Source organism: Bacillus sp. JST-5 (genome assembly GCF_057747715.1).
In genome coordinates this window covers 1-12,703 of the sequence record NZ_JBYLHW010000072.1, presented here as the reverse complement: position 1 = coordinate 12,703, position 12,703 = coordinate 1, and the positions used below count along the sequence as shown (strand labels likewise).

The following is a 12,703-nucleotide window of genomic DNA, read 5'->3' as shown; positions in this document are numbered from 1 at the left end:
TATTTTTTTATCACTTTTTGTAAATCCATCTCTGCCCTTGAGATGATAAGCATGACCACCACATTTAGTATAGAGCCTTAATTAATCCAATTTCACAGGATATACTTTTATTGCTTTTAATCCATAGTTCTCATACACCTTTCTTTCTTCTTCATCTGCACTATTACCTTCAAAAAAATATTTTCATACCCAAACCTTACTTCTTACTTCCCATAACATATTGCATCACCCTTTATGTATTTTTGTAATTAATCCTTCCATATGCCCTACAGGATTATACAGTGAGAAAAATAACAGAATAAATTGAGAAAGGATGTTTGGATCTCTTTCTAGATAAGAGATTGAGGCACTTTTTATCATTTTATTAAAAAGAAATAACTGGCCCTACTATAAGGTAGACGCAAAACGTTGGTGTACTGTTTTTTACCAAAACTTTAAACGTCCGATATAATTTTTATACATACAACTATAATAAATATACTCTATAGTTTGAAAGTAGGTGTGATACAGAGACAATGAATCATTCTTTAAAATAACACCTCATAAAATTTGACGGAGAAGTACTTCCAAACTTTTGGAAAGAATAAAATTACCAAGGTATAGAATATTATTGCATAAAAAAGGACTGAATCTCTATTGGATCCAGTCTTAATGCTTACTTATATTGAATGGATAAATTTTTTTACTTCTCCTACTTCCCTACTTTCTCTTGCCTGCTGCATCAGAGAGGAACATTTTAATAGCAGGGAAAATCCTTTTTAGCAGAGGAAAAAGATTTTAATAGAGAGATAGTTAATAAAAGAAAGGTTTTGTATATTTATTTTTGACTATTTTTTTAACATTACTCGATACTAACTAATTATCCGAGTCTTATATTTTTTAATACAGTAATGTAACTTTTATTATTTCATTACCAAATTTAACATCGACACTATTCAATTGATCTACTGTCTCGTTATAGTAAATTTGATTTAAGAGAACATTCTCTTTTATTATACTTTCAAATTTTTTAATTTTTTCTTTATTTAGATCAGATACGGAAATATTTATTGATATATATTTTTCAACCGGTAAACCCAACTTTTTCCTAGTATCTTGAACAGTCCTGATTAATTCTCTTATATAACCTTCTTCTATTAATGGTGGTGTAAGTTTAATATTCATTAGAACTTTCAATTGATCATCGCCTGCAATATCAAAATCAGAAGCAATGTGATGTTCAATATTAATATGTTCATTCAATAAAGTTATATTTTGACCTTCAACATTTATCTGGACTTGTCCATTCTCTAATAATAAATTTTTTTCCTTATTTGGCATCGTTTCTAAATACTTCTTAATAGCATTTGTTAATTTACCAAATGCCGCACCTGCTGATTTGAAATTCAACTTTATATTAGTGCTTTGGAATTTCGATAAATCATCTACAAAAAGTATTTCTTTAATATTTAATTCATCTTTCATTAAATCTATATAGTTGCTTAAAGATACCTGTTTTTTATTCCAAATTATCATTTGTTGTAGGGGTTGTCTAACTTTCAAGTTATTCGTATTTCGAATACTGCGACCAAGTTCAACTATCTTCAGTACTACTTTCATTTCATATTCTAAGTTATTATTAATCAAAGTTTCATTTGCCTCTGGATAATCTTGGAGATGAACACTTTCTCCTAAAAGTTTTAAGTGTATATCTTCTGCAACAAAAGGAACAAAAGGTGCTAATAATCGGCAAATAGAAACTAGCAGTTCATGAAGGGTAGAATAAGCAGCTAGCTTGTCTTGTGAAATACCAGACGCCCAAAATCGATTTCTTGAACGTCTAATATACCAATTACTCAATTCATCGACTAATGTTGCTATTTCCCTTGTTGCTAGTGTAAATTGAAAATCATCCATAAAATAATTTACTTTCTTAATTGTACTGTGTAATCGAGACAACGCCCAATTGTCTAAGATCGTTCTCTCTCCTTTTTGTTCCTCATTGTGCACATATCCATCAATGTTTGCATACATCGAATAAAATTTAAATATGTTATCTAATCTATCTATTAATTTAGATTTTGCTTCTTGTACTATTTTCTTTGAAAATCTTTTTGAGCTCCATGGTGAACTATCAACTAAAAATGCCCATCGAAGAGAATCTGCACCATATTCTTCAATAAGATCAAGTGGATCTAAAGCATTCCCTTTACTTTTTGACATCTTTTGCCCGTTTTCATCGACAACATGACCAAGTGATAAAACGTTTTTATAAGGAGAAATACCTTTAAATAGAGTTGAAACTGCAAGAAGACTATAGAAGAAACCTCTTGTTTGATCAATTCCTTCTATGACCACATCTGCAGGAAATTGTGAACTAAATTTTTCTTCATTGCTAAATGGGTAATGATATTGTGCAAATGGCATAGATCCACTATCAAACCAAACATCAATTACTTCTGGAGTTCGATACATGGCACCTTTACATTTCGGACAAACACATTGAATTTTATCTATATAAGGTTTATGCAAATCAATATTGTTCGATAAAGAAGAAATGGCCAATTTTTTTAATTCTTCAATACTACTTGGAGCTACTTCATGATTACATTTAGAACATATCCAAATATTTAATGGAGTTCCCCAATATCTGTTTCTACTAATATTCCAATCATTAAGGTTTTCAAGAAAATTTCCAAACCTTCCATATTTAATATGCTCCGGATACCAATTTACTGTTTCATTATTTTCCAACATCTTATCTTTTAAAGCGGACATTTTAATGAACCAGCTTTCGGTTGCATAATATATTAATGGAGAATCACATCTCCAACAATGAGGATAGCTATGCTCATATTTCTCCTTACTATAAAGGAGACCTTTTTCTGAAAGAATTTTAATAATATCAACATCACAATCTTTCACAAATCTTCCAGCTAGTTCTTTAACATCAGAAGTATATCGACCTTGAGGATCTACTACATTAACAAACGATAAATCATTTTGACGTACAACATTATAATCATCTTCTCCATAAGCAGGAGCAATATGAACAATTCCTGTACCACTTTCTTCGGATACATAATCTGCTGTAATTACGTATTGCCCTTTTTCAACAGTTACATAATTAAATGGGGATTGATACCTTACTCCTTCAAATTCATACCCAAAATGTTCACTTAAAATCTTTACATTTTCACCTATTACTCTTTCAACTAAAGATTTTGCAATGATATATATATTACTATCTTTCTGTACACGGACATACTTTATAGTTGGATTAACTGCAAGTGAAACATTAGCAGGCAATGTCCATGGAGTTGTAGTCCATCCCAAGAAATATTCATGATCATCAGTTCCCACACGTTTAAATTTTACCGTAACGGATAAATCTTTCACCATTTTATATCCTTGAGCAACTTCATGAGAACTTAATGTTGTCTGACAACTCGGACAATATGGTGATACACGGTGTCCTTTATACAACAACCCTTCTTTATGAACTTTACTTAAAATAAACCAAACACTTTCAATATATTCATTATTTAAAGTCAAATATGGATTGTCCATATCTACCCAGTAGCCTAAAAGTTCAGTGAACTCACGCCACTTCTTTTCATATGTAAATACACTTTCCTTACACTTTTTTATAAAATCCTCAATACCGTATCTTTCAATATCTTTTTTACCTGAAATACCAAGTTCCTTTTCAACACCTAGTTCGACAGGAAGTCCATGTGTATCCCATCCTGCCTTTCTTTCTACTAAATAACCTTTCATAGTTTTATATCTGGCCACAACATCCTTTATTGTCCGCCCAAAAGCGTGACCAACATGTGGCAAACCATTAGCTGTTGGCGGACCCTCATAAAATACGAAAGGTGACTGATCTCTTCTTATATTAATTGATTTTTGAAAGGTATTATCCTCCTCCCAAAATTTGCGGATTCTATTTTCTCTCAAAACTATTTCCTTCTTTCCATTATTAGATTCCATTTTAATCGCACCCCAGTAAAGTATTTTTATAACTTCCAGTATAGAAAAAAAGATAATAAGATAACCAAATTTGTTTATATTTAAAATATACCGAAAATTCAGGTTTGATGCTAGTATAGTTTCATGGACACATCTTAGTTAAGTCATTACAATCAATTTTAGGAGGATGTGTCCAATGAATCATAAAAATAAAGAAAATAACGGAAAACGGTATAATGATGATTTTCGTAAAATGGTTGTTGAATTATATTACTCTGGTCAATCTGTTAGAGATTTAAGCAGCGAATATAGCGTTTCTGAAGTAACTATTTATGCATGGATTAAAAAGTTTTCTTCCGTTGAATTAAAAGATGGCTCATCTATTACTTCGGATGACTATGCAAAACTTCAAAAACAATTGCTCCGTTTGCAGGAGGAAAATGAAATATTAAAAAAGGCTATGGCCATATTCGCCAAAAAGTAAACGACGATGAATTAACTGATTTTATTAACGACCAAAAAGATAATCATCCTATTCAAACAATGTGTGATGTACTTGATGTACCAAGAAGTACGTACTATAAGTCACTAAACAAGACTATATCTAATCGTGAACGGGAAAATAATGAATTAACGAAACGAATTATTGAGATTCATAGCGAAAGTAAAAAACGCTATGGTGCACCTAAAATCCATCAACTATTAGTAAAAGAGGGTTATCAAGTTAGCCTAAAGCGTGTTCAGCGATTAATGAAAAAAGCCGGTATACAGTCTATTATTGTGAAAAAATTCCGTCCAGCTCCAAGTAAAGAAAAGGTTGTAGAGCGTGAAAATATCTTGAATAGAGACTTTTCTACGAAAAGCAACAATGAAAAATGGGTTGGCGATATTACGTATATTCATACACTAAAAGATGGTTGGTGTTACCTCGCATCCGTTATGGATCTACATACAAAAAAGATAGTCGGTTATTCCCTTTCTCGCACAATGACAACTGATTTAATTACAAAAGCCTTAGAAAATGCTTATTATACACAGAAACCAGGTGAAGGGTTGATATTCCATTCAGATCTCGGCACACAGTATACAAGCGATGAATTCGCTAAAACGTTTCAAGAGTTTAAGATGACACATTCCTTTAGTTATAAAGGCAGCCCTTATGACAATGCTTGTATGGAATCCTTTCACGCTATTTTAAAGAAAGAAAGAAGAAGTAAATCATGTTCAATATTACGACTTTCATTCAGCGAATATTTCGCTATTTAAATATATAGAAGGTTGGTACAACCGTAAAAGAATCCATGGTAGTATTGGTTACAAAACTCCACAGGAAATGGAAGATTCACTACGTGAAGTAGTATAAGCACGCACAACAATTAATGTTCGGCTTTACGTGGAGAGGCGGGCATGATACCTTTTTTTGGCTAGCCAGCAATGTTTTTTGTAAGCTGGCTTCCTGGCTTAGAAATCATGCCCGCAGAGGCTCCATGTCAAGCCTTCAAGTATATTTTTAAACATGAGATAGAAAGTAAAAAACTTAACTTATATGCGTCCAAAATATTGACGTAGATCCACAACCTATTCCTAGTTTTTGTTTTTATTTTTAGACTTTTCAGAGGCGTATTGGTTGAATCCATACAAATCAACATACCTAGCAATAATGTCTTTTTCAATATCTGCAATTAATAAATTAAAGCCAGAAATATTTTCTTTAATCTTTTCCAGATCATCTTCTGTCAATTTTATTTTTTTAGTAAATGTTACTTGATACTTTGTGTTAAAGTTAGATGGCTTTTCTGCTTTGATAGCATCACTATGTGTTTGGTTAATAATATCTACAATATTTTCCGGATATTCAAGGATAAAATGCAATTCTTGATTACCGGTGGCTAATATCTCATAAATTTCTGAATCAAATTCATAGCTCATGTTAAAAAAAATCTCATGTTTTTCTTCTATATAATTCATATCAAAATGTGTAATGATAAATTTTGGGGGTCTTATCTTATCTATTAATGATATCTTTTGTTCTTTTGATTCGTTGTTCGTATAATTTGCTATTGTTTGTTCACTATCTTTGTGAGAACTTTGCACTACATCTTTTTTTGCAGAATTTGAATCACATGATGTTAAAGCTAATAGGAATATAACAGCAATCCCGATTTTTTTAAACATGTTCATACTCCTTTGTCTAATTTATAAAAAGGTTACTGGTATTTATAATAAATACGTCAGTAATCTTATAGCCAAACAATCGTTAAATAAGTACCTCACGCAAAGAAAATTCTGTCATGTAGTGTTTTGACCTAGAAGAAGATATTTTATGCGAACCAATCTTTGGTCAAAATGAGGATGTAATGATGTTTTTTGGTTGACGCATGGAAAATTAAGGAGATCGTACATTAATGAAGGTAGTATTAGGATTGTAAAAAAATTTTGCGAAACACCTTTTTACAAAAATTATAAATATTATGAAATTTAAGGTCAATATTTTTTACAATATTTGTTAGAAAGTTTCTTATTGAAATCTAATTGAACAACAGGTTTCTCAATTAATAGTGAAATACAAAAAATGAATCTTTTTTATTCAATTTTCCAAATTTTGTATACAAAATACTTTTATAGAATATTAAATAAAACGGGTTGGTTGATTTCTTTAAATGTTGTATGAGCACCAAAATATTTTCTACTAAATATATTGTGAAGTCCCGATTTCCATATTTGTTATATTCGACATAAACGGAGCTAATCGGGAGGCATCTAAATTATAATCTGAAAATATTGATTAAAAATGAAAACCTTGATATAGCAAATATTTTGGCTATATCAAGGTTTTCAAAGTCATTATTTTATTTTTACTCCACTGTCACCGATTTGGCGAGGTTTCTTGGTTTATCAACGTCGCAGCCACGGTGTAGAGCAGCATAATAACTAATTAGTTGTAATGGTACAACAGAGATAAGAGGTGTAAGCAGTTCGTGTACTTCTGGAATTGTATATCGGTCATCGTCCATGTCTAATCCTTTCATGGAAATGACACATGGATTAGCTCCACGAGCAACAACTTCTTTTACATTTCCACGAATGCTTAAATTAACGTTTTCTTGTGTTGCTAGCGCAATAACTGGTGTTCCATCTTCGATTAATGCAATGGTTCCGTGTTTTAATTCCCCACCAGCAAATCCTTCCGCTTGAATATAAGAAATTTCTTTCAGTTTTAAAGCTCCTTCTAAACATACGTAATAGTCTAAAGCACGACCGATAAAGAAGCAATTTCTTGTTGTTGATAAATATTCTCGAGCGATTTTCTCCATTTCCTCTTTTGCATCACAAAGACCTTCCATTGCGTTTGCAACAATTCCCAGTTCTTTCACAAGGTCTAACGGCAATTCATAGCCTTTTTTCTTTGCAGTTACGGCAGCAATGATAGAAAGAACTGCTATTTGAGCCGTATATGCTTTTGTAGAGGCTACAGCAATTTCAGGACCTGCATGAAGCAATAGTGTATAATCCGCTTCACGAGATAGAGTTGATCCTGCAACGTTTGTGATGGTTAGAGCTTTATAGCCCATTTCTTTCACTAATACTAATACCCCACGACTATCTGCTGTTTCACCACTTTGAGAAATAAAAATAAATAGTGGTTTTTTAGATAGTAATGGCATGTTGTATCCGAATTCACTAGCTACATGAACTTCTACTGGAATATTCGCTAATTTTTCAATCATTTGTTTTCCGACTAATCCAGCATGATAACTTGTTCCTGCTGCAATAATGTATATACGATCACAATCAGTTAATGCTTCGATTATGTCTGGATCAATGGTAAGCTCTCCGCTCTCATCCGTATATTGTTGAATGATTTTACGCATAACAAGTGGTTGCTCATCGATTTCTTTTAACATGTAATGCGGATATGTTCCTTTTTCAATATCACTAGCATCTAATTCAGCTGTAAATGGCTCTCTTGTTAACACTTCACCATCAAGTGTTAAAATTTTTATTTCATCTCTTTTTACTATGACAACTTCTTTATCCATTAATTCTACAAATTGATTGGTTACATGTAGCATAGCCATAGCATCTGAAGCAACAACATTGAAAGAATCTCCAAGTCCCACAAGTAATGGACTTTTGTTTTTCGCTACGTAAATCGTTTCATGATCTTCGTTATCTAATAGCGCCAACGCATAAGATCCTTTTACTAATTTTAATACTTTTCTAAATGCTTCCTCTGTTGAAAGACCATCTTTCGCAAACACTTCAATTAATTGAACGATTACTTCTGTATCAGTGTCACTTTTTAATTCAATGTTTGATAAGTATTCTTTTTGAAGCTGTAAGTAGTTTTCAATAACACCGTTATGAACTAAAGTAAATCGCTCGCTATTGCTTTGATGAGGATGTGCATTCATTCTGCTTGGTGCCCCATGTGTTGCCCAACGTGTATGTCCAATTCCAACAGGAGCAAATACTGAATCATCTACAATAGAACGAAGATCCGCAATTCTCCCTTTTTCTTTGTATACATGTACACCATCATCGTTTATTACTGCAATTCCTGCAGAGTCATAGCCTCTATATTCAAGTTTTTCTAAACCTTTTAATAAAATTTCTTTCGTATCTTGATTTCCAATATAACCGACAATACCACACATACTTCTTTATCCTCCTTAATATAAAGGGGACAAGAAGCTCGGGAGCATTCTTGCCCCCTTATCTCTGATTATATCTAATTTGCACGTTCTCCCTCTTTTGTCCATTGAGTCACCTCAATGTTTTCAAGAAGAAGCATATCGACTCCGTGCTAAAAGCCGGGAGGTACCCGCCGAAAACTCGATAAACCTCCACCTCGTCAACTAAACGACTATTCCGTCCAATCGTTTAGTTCAGGCGCTTTATGAAAGTTTTTAAATCCTACCCACCTTTCTATATAAAAATAAAAAGCACTGTATAAAAAACAGAGCATCACTATCTTACATTAAATAGCCTGATTCGTCAATAATTGTAATTTAAAATACAAATTTGAAATTTATATAAAATAAAATATGCATAAAAGGAAAAATGTGTTCCCCTTTATGCATATTTCTATCATTAGACCATTATTCCATTCCCATTTCTTTTTTTACAACATCCGCAATTTTATTCACAAAGAATTTACACTCTTCTTCTGTTGGTGCCTCTACCATTACGCGAACTAATGGCTCTGTACCTGAAGGACGAACTAAGACCCGACCGTTGCCATTCATTTCTTTTTCCACTTCTTCAATGACGTTTTTAATCTCAGGGTATTCCATTACTTTATATTTATCTGTAACCTTAACATTCACTAATTCTTGTGGATATTTCTTTAATTCTTTAGCTAAAACTGAAAGAGGTTTTTTTGTTTTTTTCATAATATTAACGAGTTGGAGACCTGTTAATAGACCATCACCTGTAGTATTGTAGTCTAAAAAGATGATATGGCCGGATTGCTCGCCGCCTAAATTGTAGCCATTCTTTCTCATTTCTTCGACGACATATCGATCTCCTACTGCAGTTTGTACACTCTTTATTCCATATTGTTCGAGTGCCTTATAAAAGCCTAGATTACTCATCACAGTTGAAACAACGGTAGAATGCTTTAGTCGATCATCTTCTTTTAAGTATTTGGCACAAATAAACATAATTTGGTCGCCGTCAACAATCTCGCCATTTTCATCTACGGCGATCAAGCGATCTCCATCACCATCAAAAGCTAAACCTACATCTGCCTCTTTTTCTTTTACAAATTCAGCCAATGCTTCAGGATGAGTGGAACCTACCCCATCATTAATGTTAAGGCCATCTGGTGATGCCCCCATTGTGGATAGATCCGCTTCTAAGTCGGCAAATAAATGAGAGGCTAGCGATGATGTAGCACCATTGGCACAGTCTAAAGCGATATGAATTCCAGCAAAATCTTCTTCTACTGTTTGTTTTAAAAATTGGATATATTTTTGTCCACCTTCAAAATAATCATTCACTTGGCCAAGATCGGCACCTATTGGTCTAGGTAAATCATCTATATCCTTATCTAACAATATCTCAATTTGTTCTTCCTGTTCATCCGATAGTTTGAAACCGTCAGGACCAAAAAATTTTATTCCATTGTCAGCAACTGGATTATGAGATGCCGAAATCATGACACCTGCTTGTGCCCCTAAAGCTTTAGTTAAATAGGCAACTCCTGGTGTAGTGATTACACCTAAACGCATAACTTCAGCACCAATAGATAATAAACCAGCAACTAATGCTCCCTCTAACATATGTCCTGAAATTCTAGTATCTCTACCAATTAATACTTTAGGACGGTCATGGTTTTTCGTTAGTACATATCCTCCATAACGACCGAGCTTGAATGCTAGTTCTGGTGTTAATTCACTATTTGCTACTCCACGAACTCCATCGGTTCCAAAATACTTACCCATATACGCATACTCTCCTTTTTGAATTCCACTATTCAGTTACTTTTTTCAGTTATTGAAATTTTTGCTTTTGTCATGGCTAATTCCCAAGTTATATTTTTTGGAGCCTTTACTTGAACGTCTACTTCATGTTCTCCAATTGTGTATTTCGATAAGTCCAAGTAAAGTTGAATATTGCTACTTGAAATATTTTTTAAGTAACTTAGAGGACCAAAAACTTTTAAAGAAGTTTTGCCTTCTTTAGGATTTAAAAAGCTAAGGGAATACCCTTCACTCAGTCCCTTTGGCTCAATTGTTAGATTGGACAATAGTTTTGCTTCTTCCTCCACTTTTTCTACTATAACATCAACGGTTATTGACTCAGGTTCGGAGGAGATAATTCCTTTCGGTAATTCTATTGGAATTGTTATTTTTTTATTGGAAGAAATCCCCGTAACGTCAACAGGTAATTCTAGACGTTCAATTTTGTCCAGCTCTTTTTTACCGCCATGTAGAGTAATCTCATTCACCTCAGGTTTAATCTCTTTAATCATTACTCCTTCTTTTGGTTCACCTTTTTGCTTTATAGTGATTGGCACTGTCTTTTTAGGTAAGATAACCGGGACAGTAACCTCTACATTTTCTGGCTCTACTATGACGTCTAACTTATTCAAATCTCGATCGAGCACTTGAATTTTTGCTTTTTGAGTAAATGTTTCATTTATAGGTCCATCAATATTGACTGTTGCTTTGACATAACTAATTCTATCAATAATGTCTTTAGCACCAGTAATTCGTACAGTGTTTGGTTCAACAATCGGTGTTTCAGCCTTATAGCCTTCTTCTAATACCGCTTGGTTAAATTCCCCTTCGACTTCAAATTCTTTTGTAATTTTTTCCTGTACATTTACTGTAACGGTAGATGGTTTAATTACAACCGTTAATTGGTCAGAAATATCTCGATATTTTATATCAACTTTTTGATTACCGATTTTTGCATTCGTTAAATCAACATAAACAGTAAAATCCTTGATGACCTTGGTGCGTTGAACAATGCTGTTCGAACCCTCAATATAAACATCAACAGTTTCAGGTACACCTGTCACCACATATTTATCTCGATCGTAATAGACCTCAACCTCTACATCTTCAATTACATCCGGATCGTTCTTTTCTCCACTCGCTTTATTTTTTTCATTTTCTTCCATATACACAGATGTGAATAGCAGCATGGCCAACATTAGTGCAACGATTCTTGAAAACCATTTCCCTTCAATAAATTTATCCATTCTTTTTCACCTTCCAGCTCCATTTTGCTGCTGAGGATAGTTCATCTTTTTTCAATAACTCGTTGCTTAATAACTCTTTGAAATCATCTTGAGAGAGATCTCTATGTAATTCCCCATTTTTTGTTAAAGAAATGCTACCTGTTTCTTCTGATACAACGACGGTTAAACTATCTGTTACTTCACTTATTCCTAATGCTGCACGATGTCTGGTGCCTAATTCTTTTGATATAAACGGACTTTCTGATAATGGAAGATAGCATGCGGCTGCAGATACTTGGTTTTTTTGTATAATTACTGCACCATCGTGTAATGGTGTATTAGGAATAAAAATATTTATGAGGAGCTCGGATGAAATATTGGCATTTAAAGGGATACCTGTCTCGATGTAATCACTCATACCTGTTTCTCTTTCAATCGAAATTAATGCACCAATTCTTCGTTTAGCCATGTAAGTTGTTGCCTTAAAAATAGCTTCCACCAATTTTTTTCGTTCTTCTTCTTCTTGTTGACTACCTCTGGAAAATATTTTTCCTCTTCCTAATTGTTCCAGGGCACGTCTTAATTCAGGTTGGAAAATAATGATAATGGCCAAGAATCCCCATGTGATAACCTGTTCCATCATCCAACCTAAAGTATGCAATCCTAACGTATCACTTAAGGCTTTTACAATTAAAATAACGAAAATCCCTTTTAATAGCTGGACAGCTTTCGTACCCCGAATCACCATTATTAATTTATAAATGACATACCAAACAACTAGTAAATCGACAATACTAGCCAGATAGTCTATTAATGTAAAATCTGCAAAGAAATTTGCAAATGGCATGCTGCTTCCTCCAAGCTCAACTTTTCAAATATCATCGTTTCAATATTATACCATAAAAGACACAGGTCTTCTTATTCTCAATTTTATCATATACGTACACTTGCCTTTTAATAAAAAAAGTGGTACTAAAAGTGAACTGCGCCCTATAAAGTAAACAATTTTTAAAAAAGGGATACTGCGATCTATGCAGCGATAAGATGACTACGGTA

At 33.2% G+C, this 12,703-nt stretch carries 6 protein-coding genes and 1 pseudogene; 1 reads left to right on the top strand and 6 read right to left on the bottom strand.

Annotated elements, in window-relative coordinates; translation table 11 throughout:
- Positions 1-879 precede the first annotated feature (879 nt).
- On the bottom strand, positions 880-3,975 hold the full coding sequence (gene ileS / locus AC3ASS_RS12100; protein WP_488283781.1) for an isoleucine--tRNA ligase: 3,096 nt from the start codon (positions 3,973-3,975) through the stop codon (positions 880-882).
- 175 nt (positions 3,976-4,150) lie between these two features.
- On the opposite strand from ileS, the pseudogene AC3ASS_RS12095 reads away from it, so the two are divergent.
- Positions 4,151-5,317 (top strand): annotated as a pseudogene (locus AC3ASS_RS12095) (IS3 family transposase).
- Between the two features lie 221 nt (positions 5,318-5,538).
- Here the strand turns inward: AC3ASS_RS12095 and AC3ASS_RS12090 are convergent.
- From AC3ASS_RS12090 to cdaA, 5 genes are all read right to left on the bottom strand, one after another.
- A complete protein-coding gene (locus AC3ASS_RS12090) occupies positions 5,539-6,129 on the bottom strand; it encodes a hypothetical protein (RefSeq protein WP_488283780.1) in 591 nt (196 codons plus the stop codon).
- A 680-nt stretch (positions 6,130-6,809) separates the two neighbouring features.
- Entirely contained in the window at positions 6,810-8,612 is a 1,803-nt protein-coding gene (gene glmS / locus AC3ASS_RS12085; protein WP_488283779.1) for a glutamine--fructose-6-phosphate transaminase (isomerizing), read from the bottom strand.
- Between the two features lie 444 nt (positions 8,613-9,056).
- Positions 9,057-10,403: a phosphoglucosamine mutase gene (glmM, locus tag AC3ASS_RS12080; protein ID WP_488283778.1), complete on the bottom strand. Its 1,347-nt coding sequence runs from the start codon at positions 10,401-10,403 to the stop codon at positions 9,057-9,059.
- Positions 10,404-10,435: 32 nt separating this feature from the next.
- Positions 10,436-11,668 (bottom strand): CdaR family protein, encoded by a 1,233-nt coding sequence (locus AC3ASS_RS12075; RefSeq protein ID WP_488283777.1) that lies wholly within the window; start codon positions 11,666-11,668, stop codon positions 10,436-10,438.
- A complete protein-coding gene (cdaA, locus tag AC3ASS_RS12070) occupies positions 11,661-12,494 on the bottom strand; it encodes a diadenylate cyclase CdaA (RefSeq protein WP_488283776.1) in 834 nt (277 codons plus the stop codon). Before cdaA ends, AC3ASS_RS12075 begins: the two co-directional genes overlap by 8 nt.
- Positions 12,495-12,703 lie beyond the last annotated feature (209 nt).